This is a genomic window from Desulfobacterales bacterium (genome assembly GCA_034520365.1).
GTDB lineage: Bacteria > Desulfobacterota > Desulfobacteria > Desulfobacterales > Desulfosalsimonadaceae > M55B175.
Window position 1 is genome coordinate 675,417 of record JAXHNP010000006.1, and the last position, 20,315, is coordinate 695,731.

Consider the following 20,315-nt stretch of genomic DNA (forward strand, 5'->3'; position numbering starts at 1 on the left):
TTGGTTTTCATAAATTGTTCTATGAATTAAGTCGAATATATCTTCAAAAATTGGGATTTTTTAAAGATGACAGAGAAAACGACTATCGCACTTACAAGGTATGGCGAAGCTAATAGTTTGGTGGGCCAGGCATTGGAAAGTCTTGCGATTCAAAAGGGTGTTAAAGCGGATGTCTTCTTTTTAGATCAACAGGAAGCCCCTGAGTTGGAGAAACTATGTAAACAATTATCCAATAATAATATTGCTTTTCACTATATCCGTATTCCGTCAGTATGTGTATCTTACGCTAGAAATCAGGCTATCAAATTATGTGAAACCAATATCATTTTATTTATTGATGCGGATGCTATTGCCCATAAAAATTGGGCTTATTATTTATCAGATACTTTGATAAACCATGGAGCAGCCGTAGCCGGAGGCAAAATTATACCCAAGTTTCATAAAAAGCCATCTTTTTTGGTTAAATCAAATCTTGTTAGAGATCAGTATTCCCTTATGCATCTAGGCGAGGGTATCCATGATATATCTAAGGTTGTGGCGACGAGCATGGGTTTACATATTCAAAAAATGGGGCCTGAAGCCTATTTTAATGAAAACATGGGGCGTAGAGACGGTAATTTGGCTGGCGGTGCAGATATTGATGTTTGTGAGCGGGCGATCCGGAACAATCTTAGGGTGTTATACAACAGCAAAGCCGTTGTGACTCACCAGGTTTTGGAAGAAAGACTGACATTTAAATGGCTTTTTAAAAGATTTTATTGGGGTGGCAAGGCAAAAGCACAGAAAGTTGGCAGACTTCAACGAACGCCAACTAATCCTAAGAACGCTTGGGACTACATAGCAATGCCACTATTTTTAATTCCCTTCATGGCGGGCTTTTTCGAGTACAAGTTCAGCCGGAAAAAAGGCAAACTTTAAAATTTATTGTTATCATTTATGACTGAGGTTCAATCAGCTGGGCGCGGGTTTCTTTTTTTTGACACCTCACATGCCGGGGATGCTGTTCAGAATATAAAAGCACTCCTTCACAATGGTATTTGTACACCTAATCTCCACGCCGTTTTTGCCGTAAGTTATTGGGTCAAAGAAAGAATTATTAATGAAACCGAGCAGCAGATACCGGGAATCATAGAATTTATCGATTTGCCGGCGGCGGTATCAGAAAAGAAACGCAAGTTTAAAGACGTTTTTGGTGCATTGCGATGTATCAGGCTCTCCGAAAAGCTCGCTGATCGATATCATTGTGACCAAATATATTTTTTGCATCTTGATACATTTATGGCCGGTTTATTTATTAGGTTGTTTTTTCCATCCCGATTTTTTTTTTCCGGCCTTTTCTTCAGGCCCCTTGAACATTACCCGGAACGATTCGGTAACAATTTAACGCTTAAGGAAAAACTCCTTTCATTTTTTAAAGCTAAAATTTTTCGAAGGTTTCTGGCCTCTTCAAAAATTCGGACAATTCACTGTTATGATAAATATTTTGTTGAATACTGCCAGCCATTGAAGCATTCAGATAAGGTTCGGTATCTTCCGGATTTTTCTTTTCATCCCCCAGACATGGCCCCCCCCCGAATATCCATTGAAAACTGGATAAAAAGTAAAAACAAGTTCTTACTGTTTGGGCATTTAACTGAAAGAAAAGGTGTGCTGAAGCTACTGGAATCAATAAAGTTTCTAGATTCCGATCATTTAAATGCGAGCGCGTTTTTAATCTGTGGAAAGATAGATAGGCGCATTCAACAAGAGATAGATGCAGTTCTTGCCGAATTGCATGCTTTGGGCAAAGATAAGCAAGTTCATATAATAAATGATTTTTTAGACGATAAAAAGATTTGGTACCTGATTAATGCCTGCCATTTGGTTTTGCTGCCCTACCAGCGGCATCCAGGTTCCAGCGGAATTTTAAGCTGGGCGGCCTCGGCCGGCAAACCGGTTTTAGCCCAATCTTTCGGACTGCTCGGCCATGAAGTTGAAAAATGGGGTCTTGGGGTTACCGCTGATACGGGCGATTCAAAAGCCATTGCTTTGGCTCTGACATGTTTTGTTCAAAAAGGAGTTGAGGGCATTGTGGACGCAAATAAACAAGCAAAATATAAAAGTTTGCATTCGGAAAAGAATTTTGCAAGCTCCTTGTTAAATTCCTTAGGCCCAGAATAAACTGAAAATGAAGATCGCCCTAATCGGCCCGACTTATCCATTTCGAGGCGGGATATCCCATTATACGACCCTCTTGCATGAGCACTTAAAAGAAAGGCATGAGGTCCGGTTTTTTTCTTTTTCGCGCCAGTATCCGAAATGGCTTTTCCCGGGCAAAAGCGATGTCGATCCAAGTCAAATGCATATCCAGGTCCCTGGCGTGGAGCGGGTGATCGATTCTGTCAATCCTTTAACCTGGGTTCACACCGCGCGAATTCTTGCGCGAAATGGATTCGATGTGGTGATTATTCCTTGGTGGGTCTCCTTCTGGGCGCCCCAGTTTTTTACGATTTTAAAAATTTTAAAAAAATACTCGAACACCTTGATTCTTTTTATATGCCATAACGTGGTGGCGCATGAATCGAAAAGCTATGACAAACTGCTCACCAAGCTGGTGCTCAAGCAGGGTGATTATTACATTGTGCATTCCAGAGAAGATGAAAACAACCTACTGGATATTTTGCCGGATGCGAGGGTATGCCGGCATGTGCACCCAACATATGATGTTTTTCGGTTCGATGATTTTGAACCGCAGGAATGCCGCAGAATGCTCGGCGTTTCCGGGAACTTAATGCTTTTTTTCGGCTTTGTAAGGGATTATAAGGGATTGACATATCTGCTTAAGGCAATGCCTGAAATTCTGGCAGCGGTGCCTGTCAAACTTATGGTGGTTGGCGAGTTTTGGAAAGATAAGCACTATTATTTAAAATTAATTGAGCAGCTGGACGTTGGCGATCATGTCATCATTATTGATCAGTATGTACCAAACGAAGATGTTGGGCGTTATTTTTGTGCCGCGGATCTGGTTGTGCAGCCTTATGTGAGCGCTACCGGAAGTGGTGTGGTGCAGATCGCATTCGGATTTCATAAGCCGGTTTTGGCCACAGCCGTGGGCTGCCTGCCGGAAATTATCGACCACGGCAGAACCGGTTTTATCGTGCCTCCCAAATCACCGGAGGCCATTGCAGAGGCGGCTATCAACTTATTTACGAGCAAAAGCAAGGGTTTTTTTGAAGAAAATATCAAAAGGCAGCAATACCGTTTTTCCTGGGAGCGCTTGGCTGATAAGATTGAAATGCTGTTAGCAGATGGTATCCAATATCACTAATAATTAACATGTAAAAGGATTAAAATGCAATTAATGACCCGGAGCCGGCTATTGAGGTTTTTTTATAATACCCCGATCGAATCACTGGCTCGCAAAACCTACATGTTTTTTTTCCAAAGAGTAAACTTTTATACGGACCGGCAAACCCGTGCTGTTATGAAAAAAGTGCTTCGCTCGGATTCCAACTGCATCGATATTGGCTGCTACAGGGGAGAGATTCTTAAGGATATGATAAAATTTGTTCCAGACGGCCGTGTTTTTGCCTTTGAACCCGTACCCGCTAATTGCGAATATTTATCCAAAAAGTTTCCCCGGGTAGATTTGTTTCAGGTGGCATTGGGAGATGAAGCCGGTTTAGCAAATTTTTATTACGACAGTGAGCACCCGGCAAGAAGCGGCCTTGCAGGACAGAAGGACTTAACAGATGAGTTTCAGGTAGAAATGGAGACACTTGATCATATTATCCCCGGCGATATGAACATTGATCTTATCAAAATCGATGTTGAAGGCGCCGAATACAAGGTCATAAAGGGCGGGGAAAATCTTATCAAACGCTGCCGGCCGGTTATCATATTTGAGTGCAATAATGGGTCGGCCGAGCTTTATAATTGCCATCCAGGAGATTTGTTTGATTTAATTTCCAAGGAAATGGGGCTTAAGATTTCCTCTATGTCCGCTTGGTTGAAAGAAACTCCCCCGTTCAATAGAAACGCGTTTATTGAGTGTGTCCATGAAGAAAAGTTCAATAATTTTATTGCCTGTTGTCCATAGTTCTTTATGTCATAGGATGGGATATGATTTAATTTCTCTATGCTTTTTGCCACTAAGCTGTAGGATAAACACCCTCAAAAAAAAGGATAAAGACTGACATAATTTTCAGACAAACACTGATACCCTTCTCCATTCAACTATTTTAATATCAAAAACAATCAACATCTTTACAATTCAAGTTGGGGCCTTAATCCGGTTTATCTTCGCCTATTTTTCAGAAAAATAAGGCGTTAGATAAATCGTGCCTTTGTGGGCGATATTTATAAAAACTTTGGTTATCTTCATTAAATTTTAAACCTTGCCGGTTTTAAAATTTTGCCTTTGGTTAATAGTCAGTGAAAAGCAACCCGTTAATATGATTTTAAGACTAAATTGTTCTTATATTAGGCGTTTTACACAATATAGAAATAAGGGGGAAGATATGGATTATTCAGGGCAATTTAAAAAGTTAATTTTAATTTTAGGCGTTTTTTTACTCGTTTTTTCCCTGGCGCCGGCAGCGAGTTTTGCTGATTGGGAGGATCATTTCGACGGCACATCTGGGTACAGCTGGATTACTTTTGATACGTTTGTCGGAACTGGCGACATATCCAGCGCCCAGATGACAGGAGGGCAATATGAATTTGAAGCCACTAACGTCAGTGGATTGAATTCCACATCTGATCCGACGGATGATTATAAGTACCTGTTGGCTGGCAGGGAAGGAGAAGTGGAGGACAATGCCATTATTAAGGCAAAGATGTCCGCCCTTGAAGAGCAGGATTTACTGGCAGTGCTTGTTTTAAGGGGAAACCGGATCGCATCTGGCGGTACCTATACGCATGAAGGCTATGGCTGTGGTGTTTGCTCGTATGACAATGATGGATATATATATATTGGAAAAACAAAGCAGTTCCGGGATGGCACACAGTTAACTTTCGATGAGTTGAGCTTTGATCCGGCAGTCACAGATTGCTACATCAAGTTTGCCGCTATAACTGCAGAGAGCGGGCAAAAATTATTTGGTAAGGCCTGGCCGGTAGGCGGGGATGAACCGAAAGATTGGCAGATTGACTACACGGATGATTCCGCTGAACAATTTGCAAGCGGTTTGTGCGGCATGGGGGTAATGACATGGAGTCCTGATATCAATGGGACCGGCCCGCCCATCTTTGAATCGAAAGCCGCATTTGATGATATTTACCTGTTTAATACCAATCTTGCCGAAAAATTTTCATTTTTGTCAGAAACCTCGGATGGCGGTGAAGTCCCGGCTGGCGGGAGTGACAGCTTTTCCGCTGGAGACAGTGTGGTCGATATCAGCTCTTCCTCAAGCTTTTCGTCTTTGGTCAGTGTTGCGGAAGACGCTGAACCTGCGCCGACAAAGACTAAAAAACTCGGCACGGAAGACCTGATTGATAAAAGTGTAAATATCGATTGCACGCTCCTTGACGGAGAGCATCAGAGCATGGTCAAGATCAGCTATTCGGATGATGAAGTTGCGGGCCTCAATGAAGAAAACCTGAATCTTTATTATTACGATAATGCATCAGGCTCCTGGCGGTTGGCCGTGGCTGGCAATACCAACGTGGTGGATGGCAACTTGGCAGATGTGACCAACCGCATTGTCGGGAGCATTCCGGATATTACCAGCCTTGGGGATTACGGCGTTTATCCGGAAAACAATGTGGTTTGGGCGGTTGTGGATCATTTTACGGAATTCGGTGTCGGCGGCACCGGAGACAATGGCTGGGCGCTTCAGGACGGCAACCTCATGATCGAAGGGGATGACTCTCAGCCTGAGACTACGGTTACTATTAATGATGGGAATTCTTATGTATGGATTGCCGATTCGGCAGCTTCTTCGGAAACAACATATGAAAGCGAAAGTTGGGGCGGCCAGCTAAAATTTGATTCAGCGGTTGCAGACACCGACAGCTTCAGCGTTGAAGTGGGTTATTCAACTGATGGAAGCACATTTAGTGCGGGTGCGCCTGAGGCAACTTTAAACGGCGACTGGTCTGATACAATTGAAATCGACACCGGTGCCGACGGCCCATTGACCGTGGCCGCAGGGGAGTATCTCGCACTGCGCATTACCAACAATTCAGGTGATTCCGGTAGCGGCTACACGCTTCTTACTGGCGGACTCAGGAGCTGGCTGAATGCACCTGCCGGCGGGGGAAATAACCTTTACATTAAAAGTGACGCGGAGACGGATCCGATCGAGGACAGCACGGGGACGCATGACGTGACGTCAAACGGGCCGGTCACAGTAGAGGCGTTTGGCAAGGACGCGGCCATGGCCTTTGACGGATCCGGGGATTACCTGAGTGTCCCGGTCAGCGGTGACTGGGATTTTGGCGGGGGTGATTTTACGATTGACCTGTGGGTGAACGCTGATTCCTTGGCTGGGCTAGGCGGCTTGCTGAAGCGGATATGAATACCCGACCGAAAAGGCGTTTATGCTTTACGTAGATGGCGTGTTCAAGTTTTCCTACAAGGAAGCGGGGACGTGGAGCACCATTGAGAGCACCACCTCTCCGGATCCGTTGCTCTGGTACCACGTGGCGGTGGAGCGCGACGGAGAGACGGTTTCCCTGTACGTAAACGGGGTGCCCGAAGGTAGCGCCACATTCAGTGGCGAGGTCAATTCCTCAAGCGACGGCCTGGTGGTCGGCCGGCATGTGACCAATGTAAACAACTATTATTTCAGTGGCCACATGGACGAGATCCGGGTGGCCAAGGGCACGGCTCGATTTGGCGGTGATTTTTCGGATAATCTGCCGAACAAGCCGTACCTGGATATGGCCGCGTTTATCGACGGAGACAGCAACGGAAGCTACGATGACGGCGAGACGTATGCGGATACCATCCAGGCGGTGATTGACGAGGCTGATGCAAATGACGAGGTTTATGTCCTGCCGGGGACCTATGAAGAGGCCCTCAGCATTCCCGTTGGGATCACGCTGACCTCGACCGACGGCGCGGCCGCGACCACACTCGCCGGCAGCGGGGCCACGCCGGTAACAGTGGCTGCGGACGGGGTGACCATTGACGGGTTTACCCTGACCAACCCGGACGGCACGAACGTGATCCATTCGGCCGGCAACAGCAGCCTGACCATCCGGAATAACACGATTACGGATGTGGGGACGGCGGCCACCGGCAGCATCCACGCGATCGCCGTGGTGGGCACGGCAACAGCGTCAACCATTGCCATTGAGGACAACGAATTCAGCAACCTGGGGACAGAGGCCAACGATACGGGCGGCGCCAGCGCGATTGCGGTTGGCTGGTCGAACTACAGCAATGATGTTTCGGGCCTGCTGATTCAGAACAATACGATCACCCATGTCCGGGCTTGCACGGATCCGTGGGTGAGCGGCGGCCCCGGGGGCCAGGGGGCCTACGGCATCCTGATCAACCTGGGGGGGCAGACCATTGCGCCCCAGATCCTGAACAACACGATCAGCGACCTGGAGGGCTGGTGGTCGCACGCCATCGGTTTGGAAGGCGATACGCCTGACGCGCTGGTGCAGGGCAACATCATCAGCAACCTGGTGGACTACAAGACCGGCCTTGACCCAAGTGACCCGGATGCGGCCGGGGTGATGGTGGAGGACAACGCGTCTGCGGACACAGTGACGATAACAGGCAACAGCTTCAGCGACATGTCCGTGGGCGTTCGCAACAACATGGTGGCCACGGTGGATGCCCAGGGCAACTGGTGGGGAGACACGGAGCCGAGCGATGACGTGTACAACCCCGGAGGCGGCAGCGTCTCGTACGCGCCGTTCTGGAGCCAGGATTACGTGGCTGACGATCACAGCGGGGCGTGGACGTGGCACGTGGATGGTTCCGGCTACATCCAGGATGCGGTGGACAAGGCCGAGGTGCTCGACGGCGACACCATCTACGTGGATGCCGGCACCTATCCGGAGCAGGTGGAGGTCACCAAGGCCGTGACCCTGGCGGGCATGAACGATCCCGCCGGCGTTGATGCCGCAGTTGTGGAAGGCAAGGTGAATATCCGGGTGGACGGCGTGACGGTGAGCCTGCTCAAGATTACCAACACGGGCGGTGCCGGCGAGCAGGAAGGGATTTTCGTCGGTGCGCCGGCAGGCTATACGGATTACCCGGCCAAAACCATCGAGATCAGCAACAACCTGATTGACGGGGTGGATACTTCGGCCACTGATGTGGCTGCGGAAGGCATCCATGTCAAGTCTTACAACGAGGAGCAGATCGATGGAATTAATATTATTGATAATACGATTAAAAATGTTTCCCAGCCGGCTTATGGTGCCAATGGTATCAAGCTGCAGGCGGATTTGAACAACGTCAACGTTCTGCGCAATACCATAGAGAACATCCACGGCGCCTGGAGCTACGGGGTGGTGGCCACGCCGTCGGGATCCGAACTTGGTTTCCCGAAGAATGTGACGATCGAGGAGAACATCTTTTCCGGGGTCACGGCTGAGACGGCCGAGTACGCCTGCGCGGTGGGGCTGGATACAGCCGGCGGCGGCTTCGAAGAGGAGACCATCCCCGATGCGACGGAACTTGAAGTGCATTACAACGAGTTCGGCGACACGTATTGCGGGGTGGTGAACAAGGACCTGGACGAGGTGCTCGATGCTGAGTACAACGACTGGGGTGACCCGTCCGGGCCGTACCATGATACCGAGAACCCGGACGGTACCGGGGCAGCGGTTTCAGACAAGGTGGATTTTGATCCCTGGCTAGGTGGAGACAACCTCTACATCAAGACCGACGCGGAGACGGACCCGATCGAGGACAGCACGGGGACGCATGACGTGACGTCAAACGGGCCGGTCACAGTAGAGGCGTTTGGCAAGGACGCGGCCATGGCCTTTGACGGATCCGGGGATTACCTGAGTGTCCCGGCCAGCGCGGACTGGGATTTTGGTGCGGGTGATTTTACGATTGACCTGTGGGTGAATCCCGTTTCCGTATCCGGCTACAACGGCCTGTTGAGTGCCTTTGAATGGATTTCGGGCTCAACACATGACGCGTACAAGCTCTACATAGACGACGGCGTCTTCACGTTTGATGTCAGGGACGAAGGCACCTGGACGGTTCTCACGGGGGCCACTCCCGCCAGTGCGGGCGCGTGGTACCACGTGGCGGCGGAACGGGACGGGGATGAGTTGACGCTTTACGTGAACGGATTGGCCGAGGACAGCGCGACGTTTACCGGCTCGGTAAACTCCTCGAGCGACGGCCTGGTGGTCGGCCGGCATGTGACCAATGTAAACAACTATTATTTCAGTGGCCACATGGACGAGATCCGGGTGGCCAAGGGCACGGCTCGATTTGGCGGTGATTTTTCGGATAATCTGCCGAACAAGCCGTACCTGGATATGGCCGCGTTTATCGACGGAGACAGCAACGGAAGCTACGATGACGGCGAGACGTATGCGGATACCATCCAGGCGGTGATTGACGAGGCTGATGCAAATGACGAGGTTTATGTCCTGCCGGGGACCTATGAAGAGGCCCTCAGCATTCCCGTTGGGATCACGCTGACCTCGACCGACGGCGCGGCCGCGACCACACTCGCCGGCAGCGGGGCCACGCCGGTAACAGTGGCTGCGGACGGGGTGACCATTGACGGGTTTACCCTGACCAACCCGGACGGCACGAACGTGATCCATTCGGCCGGCAACAGCAGCCTGACCATCCGGAATAACACGATTACGGATGTGGGGACGGCGGCCACCGGCAGCATCCACGCGATCGCCGTGGTGGGCACGGCAACAGCGTCAACCATTGCCATTGAGGACAACGAATTCAGCAACCTGGGGACAGAGGCCAACGATACGGGCGGCGCCAGCGCGATTGCGGTTGGCTGGTCGAACTACAGCAATGATGTTTCGGGCCTGCTGATTCAGAACAATACGATCACCCATGTCCGGGCTTGCACGGATCCGTGGGTGAGCGGCGGCCCCGGGGGCCAGGGGGCCTACGGCATCCTGATCAACCTGGGGGGGCAGACCATTGCGCCCCAGATCCTGAACAACACGATCAGCGACCTGGAGGGCTGGTGGTCGCACGCCATCGGTTTGGAAGGCGATACGCCTGACGCGCTGGTGCAGGGCAACATCATCAGCAACCTGGTGGACTACAAGACCGGCCTTGACCCAAGTGACCCGGATGCGGCCGGGGTGATGGTGGAGGACAACGCGTCTGCGGACACAGTGACGATAACAGGCAACAGCTTCAGCGACATGTCCGTGGGCGTTCGCAACAACATGGTGGCCACGGTGGATGCCCAGGGCAACTGGTGGGGAGACACGGAGCCGAGCGATGACGTGTACAACCCCGGAGGCGGCAGCGTCTCGTACGCGCCGTTCTGGAGCCAGGATTACGTGGCTGACGATCACAGCGGGGCGTGGACGTGGCACGTGGATGGTTCCGGCTACATCCAGGATGCGGTGGACAAGGCCGAGGTGCTCGACGGCGACACCATCTACGTGGATGCCGGCACCTATCCGGAGCAGGTGGAGGTCACCAAGGCCGTGACCCTGGCGGGCATGAACGATCCCGCCGGCGTTGATGCCGCAGTTGTGGAAGGCAAGGTGAATATCCGGGTGGACGGCGTGACGGTGAGCCTGCTCAAGATTACCAACACGGGCGGTGCCGGCGAGCAGGAAGGGATTTTCGTCGGTGCGCCGGCAGGCTATACGGATTACCCGGCCAAAACCATCGAGATCAGCAACAACCTGATTGACGGGGTGGATACTTCGGCCACTGATGTGGCTGCGGAAGGCATCCATGTCAAGTCTTACAACGAGGAGCAGATCGATGGAATTAATATTATTGATAATACGATTAAAAATGTTTCCCAGCCGGCTTATGGTGCCAATGGTATCAAGCTGCAGGCGGATTTGAACAACGTCAACGTTCTGCGCAATACCATAGAGAACATCCACGGCGCCTGGAGCTACGGGGTGGTGGCCACGCCGTCGGGATCCGAACTTGGTTTCCCGAAGAATGTGACGATCGAGGAGAACATCTTTTCCGGGGTCACGGCTGAGACGGCCGAGTACGCCTGCGCGGTGGGGCTGGATACAGCCGGCGGCGGCTTCGAAGAGGAGACCATCCCCGATGCGACGGAACTTGAAGTGCATTACAACGAGTTCGGCGACACGTATTGCGGGGTGGTGAACAAGGACCTGGACGAGGTGCTCGATGCTGAGTACAACGACTGGGGTGACCCGTCCGGGCCGTACCATGATACCGAGAACCCGGACGGTACCGGGGCAGCGGTTTCAGACAAGGTGGATTTTGATCCCTGGCTAGGTGGAGACAACCTCTACATCAAGACCGACGCGGAGACGGACCCGATCGAGGACAGCACGGGGACGCATGACGTGACGTCAAACGGGCCGGTCACAGTAGAGGCGTTTGGCAAGGACGCGGCCATGGCCTTTGACGGATCCGGGGATTACCTGAGTGTCCCGGCCAGCGCGGACTGGGATTTTGGTGCGGGTGATTTTACGATTGACCTGTGGGTGAATCCCGTTTCCGTATCCGGCTACAACGGCCTGTTGAGTGCCTTTGAATGGATTTCGGGCTCAACACATGACGCGTACAAGCTCTACATAGACGACGGCGTCTTCACGTTTGATGTCAGGGACGAAGGCACCTGGACGGTTCTCACGGGGGCCACTCCCGCCAGTGCGGGCGCGTGGTACCACGTGGCGGCGGAACGGGACGGGGATGAGTTGACGCTTTACGTGAACGGATTGGCCGAGGACAGCGCGACGTTTACCGGCTCGGTAAACTCCTCGAGCGACGGCCTGGTGGTCGGCCGGCATGTGACCAATGTAAACAACTATTATTTCAGCGGCCACATGGACGAGATCCGGGTGGCCAAGGGCACGGCCCGGTTTGGCGGTGATTTTTCGGATAATCTGCCGAACAAGCCGTACCTGGATATGGCCGCGTTTATCGATGGAAACAGCAATGGAAGCTACGATGACGGCGAGACTTACGGGGACACCATCCAAACGGTGATTGACGAGGCTGCTGCAACTGACGAGGTTTATGTCCTGCCGGGGACCTATGAAGAGGCCTTCAGCATTCCCGTTGGGATCACGCTGACCTCGACCGACGGGGCGGCCGCGACCACACTCGCCGGCAGCGGCGCCACGCCGGTGACGGTGGCTGCGGATGGGGTGACCATTGACGGGTTTACCCTGACCAACCCGGACGGCACGAACGTGATCCAATCGGCCGGCAACAGCAGCCTGGCCATCCGGAACAACACGATTACGGATGTGGGCACCGTGGCCCCGGCCGGGGGATCGGCCCATGATATCCACGCGGTGGCGATTGTGGGCAACAACGCGGATGCCTCGACCATTACCATCGAGGACAACGAGTTCAGCAACATCGGCACGGTGGAAAACGACTGGGGCAGCGCCAGTGCCATCGGCGTGGGCTGGACGGGCCAGAGCTACAATGTGTCCGGGCTGGTGATCCAGGACAACACGATCTCCGGGGTCCGGGCGAGCACAGAGGAATGGACCGGTTCGGATCCGCAGGGCCAGGGGGCCTACGGCATTATCATCAATCTTGGGGCCCAGACCATTGCGCCCCAGATCCTGGATAACACCATCAGCGACCTGGAGGGTCTGTGGGCGCATGCCATCGGCCTGGAGGGCGACACGCCCGACGCGCTGGTGCAGGGCAACATCATCAGCAATCTGGTGGATTACAAGACGGCACTCGGGGATCCGGATGCGGCGGCCGTGATGGTGGAGTCCAACGCGTCGGCCGATACCGTGACGATCACCGAGAACAGCTTCACCGATCTTTCGGTGGGCGTGCGCAACCAGATGGTGGCGACGGTGGATGCCCGTGGCAACTGGTGGGGCGACACGGAGCCGAGCGATGACGTGTACAACCCCGAAGGCGGCAGCGTCTCCTACGTACCGTTCTGGAGCGAGGACTACGTGGACGATGATCACAGCAGTCCGTGGACGTGGCAGGTGGACAGTTCCGGCTACATCCAGGATGCCATTGACGCGGCTTCTGACGGCGACACCATTAATGTTGGTCCGGGAGATTACGCGCAAAATGTAGGGGTTACAAAGGAAGTCACGTTACAGTCAACGGACGGTGCCGGAACAACATTGATTACCGGAACGGGAACGGCTGAACGGGTCTCAATCGACGCGGATAATGTGACGATCGATGGGTTCACGATAACGAATCCCACCGGTAACAATGGCATTACAACCGCTGGATTCAGTTACCTGACTATAAAGAACAATATCCTTGCCGATATCGGGAGCAGCGCAACAAGCGGAAACAGCCATGGCGTGATAATAACAGGATCCGCCTATGCTACCGATATAGTCATTCAAGGCAACCAGTTCATTCAGATTCACGGAGGGGAATCGGGGGTCTGTGATGCGGCTGCCAAATCGACCAATGGAAGTGCCAAGGCAATCGGTGTTTGCTGCAAAGATTCTGCATTCAATGTTGATAATCTAACAATTCAAAACAACATTATTGCGGACGTAAATGCCTGCACCTGTGATTTTGACAATGGCGGAAAAGGAGCCTATGGCATACTCCTTGGTCTCGGTGCTAACGGCAACGGTGGTGAGGTCTTGAATGCCAAAGTGATTGATAATGACATTACTGATCTTGAAGGGCTTTGGGCAACAGGGATCGGCCTGGAAGGGCCGACGCCGGGCGCCGAGGTGACCGGTAATACGATTGACGACTTGACCGATCATAAATCCGGCGGCGGGACCCCTGAGCTTGATAATGATGCGGCAGCGGTTAAATATGAAGACAATGCTGACGCAGATTCAGTTCTGCTTGAGGATAACAGCTTCTCAAATTGTGAAGTCGGCGTAAGAAATTTAACCAGCATTGTTGTTGACGCTACCAACAACTGGTGGGGAGCGGATAATGGCCCCAGCAGCGTAGGCGGGGGCGGTGCCAGCGGTTCAGGCGTCGGTGTTTGGAGTGATGTCATTTATGATCCGTGGATCATTAAGGTGACTAATTTTTGGATTAATTCAGAAGACAAGAGCGCTTCGGATCCAATTGTAGATGTCCTCAATTTTCATACGGTCACCTCGCATGGCAATGTTCAACATGAAAATCCGTTCGGTGAGAATTCGGCCATCGCCTACGACGGTTCCGGAGATTACCTGAGCGTGCCGGCCAGTGCGGACTGGGATTTCGGCGGGGAGGATTTCACCATCGACCTGTGGGTGAATCCGGCTTCCGTCTCCGGCTACAACGGTCTGTTGAGTGCCTTTGAATGGATTTCGGGCTCAACACATGACGCGTACAAGCTCTACATAGACGACGGCGTCTTCACGTTTGATGTCAGGGACGAAGGCACCTGGACGGTTCTCACGGGGGCCACTCCCGCCAGTGTGGGCGCGTGGTACCACGTGGCGGCGGAACGGGACGGGGATGAGTTGACGCTCTACGTGAACGGATTGGCCGAGGACAGCGAGACGTTTACCGGCTCGGCAAACTCCTCGGGGGCGGGCTTGGTCGTCGGGCGGCATATCACGAACTTAAATAACTATTACTTCAGCGGCCACATGGACGAAATCCGGGTGGCCAAGGGCACGGCTCGATTTGGTGGTGATTTTTCCACTGAATTGCCCAATGATCCCAAGTAATTAAACTCAATTTTTCAATAACTTAAATTCAGCCCCTGCCCAGCGATTACTGCTGAGCAGGGGCTGTTTAGCTTTTGCGGTGTGAATTGGGTGTCATGAATTGGGTGTCAAACCTTGAATTGTGAATTAAAAGTTCACGGTTCGTGGTTTAGGGTTCAAGGTTCATGGTTCGGAACTATGGCCATGTAGCGGAAGGCTTCAGCCTTTCAGGTGTAGGGTTCGTAATTAAGCACCAAAAAGAAAAAAGCACCAAATCTCAAATTACAAATTACAAACAAGAACCAAATTGCAATGACCAAAATTTCAAACAAACGGCGGCTTGAGATAAGCGCAGTTGTCATGTTTTCTGGTTGACCTTGAGCAATATCACTGAGGTGAAAAAATGGAAGAATACACAGTGAAAAGGCCATTAAAAAGGCCGCCAACCCATCCGGGGGAAATTCTGCGGGAAGATGTATTGATAAATCTTGGGTTATCGGTAAGGTAATAAGTTAAAATAAAATATACAAATATGTTGACTTTTGTTTCACTTCCATACTACAGTCAAATGTATGGAAACTCAACAGAAAGAAGATCTGATCAGTCAGGTGAAAAAAAGGTTCGAGTTGATGGCGGCTCATTTGTCAGAAAAGGACAAAAGGATATGGGCTGCATCAGAAGCCAATACAATTGGCAGAGGAGGAGATACCATTGTTTGCCAGGCAACAGGTATGTCACGTGTGACCATCGGAAAAGGAAAAAGGAACTGACGGGTAAAGCAGATGGAAGCAAAAAACGCATACGTAAATCTGGGGGTGGGCGTAAGCGTCTGGTGGATAAAAATCCTGCATTGATTAAAGACCTTGATATGCTAATAGATCCGCTTACCAGAGGCGATCCGGAATCTCCTCTCAGATGGACCTGTAAAAGTACCTATAAACTATCAGAAGCCCTTCGTAAAAGAGGGCATAATGTGTCCCAGAAGACTGTGTATTTGATGCTTCAGGAAATGGGTTACAGTATGCAGGCCAATCGAAAAATTAAGGAGGGAAAACAAAGTCCGGATCGGGATGCACAGTTCAATTTTATATATGAGCAGGTAAAAGAGTTTCAAGGCGATGGTCAGCCTGTTATTTCAGTCGATGCCAAGAAAAAAGAAAATATTGGCCAATATAAAAACACCGGTATGGAGTGGGAACCCGCCGGGCAACCAACCGATGTGAACACATATGACTTTCCGGACAAAGAGAAAGGTAAAGCTTGTCCTTACGGTATCTATGATTTGACACGTAATGAGGGATGGGTAAGCGTCGGTATAAGTCGAGATACAGCACAATTTGCGGTTGAAAGCATTCGGCGTTGGTGGAATGAAATGGGCTGTTTCAGGTATCCCGGCGCTACCCGGTTGCTGATCACAGCAGACGGCGGTGGCAGTAACGGCTACCGAGTTCGTTTGTGGAAAAAAGAGGTTCAGTCTCTGGTAAATGAATTGGGAATTACGATCAGTATTTGTCATTTTCCGCCCGGGACAAGCAAATGGAATAAAATCGAGCATCAAATGTTTTCTTTTATGAGCAAGAACTGGCGGGGACGACCATTAGATAGCCTTGGGACTATAGTCAATCTGATTTCAAACACCACAACCCAAAAAGGCCTGAAAATAGAGGCTGATATTGATGATACGCAATATGAAAAAGGTCTTAAAGTTGGTGATGATGAAATGGCTCAGCTAAACATTGAGCGAGCGAGTTTTCATGGTGAATGGAATTACAAAATAATGCCTCAGGAAGTCATGTATACTGGATAAAATTTGTACACTTTATTTTAACTTAGATACTAAGCGAAGCAGCACGAAAACTCGGGGTTTCTCGACAGCAGTTGCATCGCATCTTAGCCTGCACGCATCCGATTACAATAGAAATGGCTCTTCGAATCGGCAAATTTGTTGGAAACGGGCCTGGCATATGGTTACGTATGCAGCAGGCGCATGATCTTTGGCAAGCTGAGCAACGAATGAGGGATCAGTTATCAAAAATTGAACCGGCTTCACCTGATTATTGCAACAATCAAGATTGTCTATGAATGGTTTTATAAAGGAGTTCACGGTTCACAGTTCACGGTTCAGGGTTAAATTCCAAATCTCAAATTACAAATAACAAACAAGCACCAAGCAGAATTAAGCACCAAATAACAAAACACAAATTTCAAACAAGCACCAAATCTCAATGACCAAAAATCGAAAATTCCGCTCCCTGCCTTTTCTGCCTGCAATTGACTTTGCATGGGAACATATTTAAAATATAGATAATGATGTTGATGCCATAGATATTGATTTTCGATTATTCGATTAGGGGAAGGGTTATGACCATGACGAAATTGACCATAGAGGTGCCGGAGACAGCGTTTGCGGCATTCAAGCAGACGCCGGCTGAATTCGTCCGGGCAATGAAAATGACAGCTCTTGTTAAGTGGTATGAAGAGGGCAAGATTTCACAGTCCAAGGCAGCCGAAATCGCGGGTATATCCCGGCAGGAGTTTCTTGAACATTTATATGAGCATAAAATTTCACCGTATCAGCTTGCCCCTGAGGAATTAATCGATGAAGTCGGATAAGCTTGTAGTCAATGCTTCTCGGCCTATGGGATGATACATGATAGAGTGGCATGAAAGTTCCTAACTGTAAAAATGCTGAGGTTCCAGAGAGCAAGATTGTTGATTATCTTCTTTCTCAAAGGCATCCAGAGGGAGGGCCAAAGGCAAGGTTTTTCTTCGGATGGGGGTTCACGGTAGAAGCACGGGGCGTTCTCGCTTCAGCTTTGATAAAGCAAGTCAATGAAAACGATTACGCCAATGCCGAGGAGGGAAGGCATGGAACAAAGTACATTGTCGAAGCTCCGATCGAATCACCAAAAGGAGCAACCACTCCGGTGAAAACAATCTGGATGATCGCGGAAGGCACGAAACATCCTCGATTGATCACCGCATATCCAGCATGATAGAGGAAAGAAATGATAAAGGAACACGATAGAGTCATTCTAACGGAAGCGATTGAAGAACATGGGCTTGAGGCTGGTGACATCGGAGCCGTAGTTTATGTTCATGGCAAAGGAGAAGCCTTTGAGGTGGAATTCGTGACCCTGGACGGAAAAACAGCCGCAGTCTTGGAGTTGGAGTCACATCAGGTGAGATTTGCAACTGCGCGAGAAATCCCCCACGCAAGGCCTCTCTCCGCTGCCTAAGGAAGACTCGGGCGAACAACAGGATCCAGGATTCAGGCTGATACAAAAAACTGGCCAAATCTAGTGCATTGAGCGGCTTGGTTTCTCGGTTGTTTCGGCGGTTCAAGGTTTACAGTTCAGGGTTCACAGTTCACAGTTCACGGTTTGCAATTAAGCACCAAAAATAATTAAGCACCAAATCTCAAATTCCAAATTACAAACAATGGCCAAAAAACAATGACCAAAATTTCAAACAAACGGCGGCCTGAGATAAGTGCACTTGTCATTTCGGGCGGGAGCGGGCAATGTTTTATTAAAGATCCCTCGTCGCTGTCGCTCCTCGGGATGACAGGGGGTAGGGGCTTTCGCTCTTAGGGATGACAGTGAAGGGTGTCAAACCTTGAATTGTGAATTAAAAAAGGGAAGTTCAGAGTTCACAGTTCACAGTTCAGGGTTCAGGGTTCACGGTTCAGTCGAAGCACCAAACAGGAAAAAGCACCAAAAAGAAAAAAGCACCAAATAACAAAACACAAATTTCAAACAAGCACCAAAAATGAAAAGCACCAAATAACAAATCACAAATAATAAACAAGCACCCAAATCAGAAGCATCCGATAACAAAAAATAATCAATCAAATCTCAATGACCAAAATTTCAAACAAGGGCAGCGGAAGGGTTTTGTTCCGAAAAAGTTAAAACTATTTCGGAATATTGGTCCGAAATCGTTTGGCGAAAAAGGTGTGTATGTTTAAAGACAGGCTTGTATATCCGGAACTGGAAAAACAGAAAGACAATCAAAAGATTACGGTTCTGGTGGGCGCAAGGCAAGTGGGCAAGACGACCCTGATGCACCGGCTGTATGAGTCGTTTGCTAAAAAACACCCCTGCCTGTTTTTGGATCTGGATATCTATTCCAATTATGAGCGTGTCAGCTCTTACGAAAACTGTATTAACACGCTCAAATTGAATGGGTACCAGGGGACAGGCGATGAGTTGTTTATCCTTTTTCTGGATGAGTTTCAACGATATGCGGACATCAGCCGGGTGTTGAAAAATCTCAGCGACCATCATCCGGATATCAAGATTTATGCATCCGGCTCCTCTTCACTGGCCATAAATGAACAGATCCAGGAAAGCCTGGCCGGCCGAAAACGGGTTCTGCGGATATATCCGTTAAATTTCAGGGAGTATCTGCATTTTATCGAGCGGCCTGACTTGATCCAAAAACTTGACAATTTGTCAAATATTCAATCCGACCGGCTTTTTGAGCTCATCCCGGAAGCTTTCCAGGAACTGGAGCGCTTCATGATTTATGGCGGCTATCCGGAAGTAGCACTGGTGCCGGACAATGAAAAACAGGCGGTGCTGGCCTCGATCTTTGATCTCTATGTCAAAAAAGATCTGGTGGATTTTTTGAAGATTGAACGAATTCAGCATGCCAGGACACTGATTCGACAGCTTGCGGTCAATCATGGCCAGCAGGCCCGTTTCAGTCAGTTGTCCCAAGTGGCCGGTATTGATGATAAGACAACGAAAAACTATATCGAAATCCTCAAGGAGACATTTCTGATCACGGTTCATACCCCCTGGTTTACCAACCGGAACAAGGAATTGGTCAAAATGCCCAAGATATATTTTTTAGACAGCGGGGTTCGGAATTTTTTTGTCAATAATTTCAATGCCGGTGATGTCCGGTCGGATATGCCGTATATTTTTGAAGGGTTTGTGATTTCCGAATTGATCAAATCAGGGGTCGCATCCGAAAATATTAAATTCTGGCGCACGAAAAACAAGCAGGAAGTCGATATGGTATTAGATGACGGCAGTGTGATCACGCCTGTTGAAATAAAATACAAAAAACGACTCAAGCCATCAGACTACAACGGGCTTTACCGGTTCAGGCAGGCCTATCCCGAATGCGGGACGCCTTTCATGGTGAATCCGGCGAGCAACCGGCCGGCGGAAAGCGGCGTGCTGCGGGTATCTCCTTTTGAGTTGAACCGGGTGAGAAGGGTGTCAAACCTTGAATTGTGAATTAAAAAAGGGAAGTTCAGAGTTCACGGTTCACAGTTCAAGGTTCACGGTTCACAGTTCACAGTTCACGGTTCAGGGTTCAGGGGTCGCAGTTCGCTGTTCACAGTTTACGGTTCAAATTATGAGCAAGCACCAAAAAAATAGAAGCACCAAATAACAAATCACAAAATGCAAACAAACATCAAATCTCAAAAACTGAAATTCAAAACAAATCCCATGTGCTTGCGCCTGCCGTTTCGAAAGGCATTATAGGCGGGCCTTTTTGCGTTGATTCGCTTTTAATATTTGACATCATTTCGGTGAGTGATATACATATATATATATCATATATTAGGTCTG

12 protein-coding genes are annotated in these 20,315 nt (G+C 49.8%); 11 read left to right on the forward strand and 1 reads right to left on the reverse strand.

Annotated elements, in window-relative coordinates:
• Positions 1 to 66: 66 nt before the first annotated feature.
• The 6 genes from U5L07_11070 to U5L07_11095 all read left to right on the forward strand — a co-directional run bounded on the left by U5L07_11070 (position 67) and on the right by U5L07_11095 (position 14,745).
• The gene (locus tag U5L07_11070) at positions 67 to 918 is read left to right on the forward strand and encodes a glycosyltransferase (protein ID MDZ7832283.1); all 852 of its coding nucleotides are present in this window, start codon (positions 67 to 69) and stop codon (positions 916 to 918) included.
• An 18-nt stretch (positions 919 to 936) separates the two neighbouring features.
• Positions 937 to 2,160 carry a glycosyltransferase gene (locus tag U5L07_11075; protein ID MDZ7832284.1) on the forward strand — a complete coding sequence of 408 codons (1,224 nt, stop codon included), beginning with the start codon at positions 937 to 939 and terminating at the stop codon, positions 2,158 to 2,160.
• Positions 2,161 to 2,167: 7 nt separating this feature from the next.
• The gene (locus tag U5L07_11080; GenBank protein ID MDZ7832285.1) at positions 2,168 to 3,307 is read left to right on the forward strand and encodes a glycosyltransferase; all 1,140 of its coding nucleotides are present in this window, start codon (positions 2,168 to 2,170) and stop codon (positions 3,305 to 3,307) included.
• A 156-nt stretch (positions 3,308 to 3,463) separates the two neighbouring features.
• Positions 3,464 to 4,078 carry an FkbM family methyltransferase gene (locus U5L07_11085; GenBank protein ID MDZ7832286.1) on the forward strand — a complete coding sequence of 205 codons (615 nt, stop codon included), beginning with the start codon at positions 3,464 to 3,466 and terminating at the stop codon, positions 4,076 to 4,078.
• Positions 4,079 to 4,499: 421 nt separating this feature from the next.
• Entirely contained in the window at positions 4,500 to 6,500 is a 2,001-nt protein-coding gene (locus tag U5L07_11090) for a hypothetical protein (protein MDZ7832287.1), read from the forward strand.
• Between the two features lie 22 nt (positions 6,501 to 6,522).
• Entirely contained in the window at positions 6,523 to 14,745 is an 8,223-nt protein-coding gene (locus tag U5L07_11095; protein MDZ7832288.1) for a LamG-like jellyroll fold domain-containing protein, read from the forward strand.
• Positions 14,746 to 14,951: 206 nt separating this feature from the next.
• Here U5L07_11095 and U5L07_11100 read toward each other — a convergent pair whose 3' ends face one another.
• Complete coding sequence (locus U5L07_11100) at positions 14,952 to 15,155, reverse strand: hypothetical protein (protein MDZ7832289.1); 204 nt, start codon at positions 15,153 to 15,155, stop codon at positions 14,952 to 14,954.
• 141 nt (positions 15,156 to 15,296) lie between these two features.
• Between U5L07_11100 and U5L07_11105 the strand changes: the two genes are divergently transcribed.
• The 5 genes from U5L07_11105 (at position 15,297) to U5L07_11125 (ending at position 19,976) form a co-directional block, all read left to right on the forward strand.
• A protein-coding gene (locus U5L07_11105) for an ISAzo13 family transposase (protein MDZ7832290.1) occupies positions 15,297 to 16,531 on the forward strand; the annotation gives its coding sequence in 2 pieces (ribosomal slippage) (positions 15,297 to 15,483 and positions 15,483 to 16,531; 1,236 coding nt in all).
• A gap of 554 nt (positions 16,532 to 17,085) precedes the next feature.
• Positions 17,086 to 17,337 carry a UPF0175 family protein gene (locus U5L07_11110; protein ID MDZ7832291.1) on the forward strand — a complete coding sequence of 84 codons (252 nt, stop codon included), beginning with the start codon at positions 17,086 to 17,088 and terminating at the stop codon, positions 17,335 to 17,337.
• Between the two features lie 50 nt (positions 17,338 to 17,387).
• Positions 17,388 to 17,720, forward strand: a complete 333-nt coding sequence (locus tag U5L07_11115; GenBank protein MDZ7832292.1) for a hypothetical protein — start codon at positions 17,388 to 17,390, stop codon at positions 17,718 to 17,720.
• A 12-nt stretch (positions 17,721 to 17,732) separates the two neighbouring features.
• Positions 17,733 to 17,963 carry a DUF4926 domain-containing protein gene (locus tag U5L07_11120; protein MDZ7832293.1) on the forward strand — a complete coding sequence of 77 codons (231 nt, stop codon included), beginning with the start codon at positions 17,733 to 17,735 and terminating at the stop codon, positions 17,961 to 17,963.
• Positions 17,964 to 18,686: 723 nt separating this feature from the next.
• Positions 18,687 to 19,976 carry an ATP-binding protein gene (locus U5L07_11125; protein ID MDZ7832294.1) on the forward strand — a complete coding sequence of 430 codons (1,290 nt, stop codon included), beginning with the start codon at positions 18,687 to 18,689 and terminating at the stop codon, positions 19,974 to 19,976.
• Positions 19,977 to 20,315: the final 339 nt, after the last annotated feature.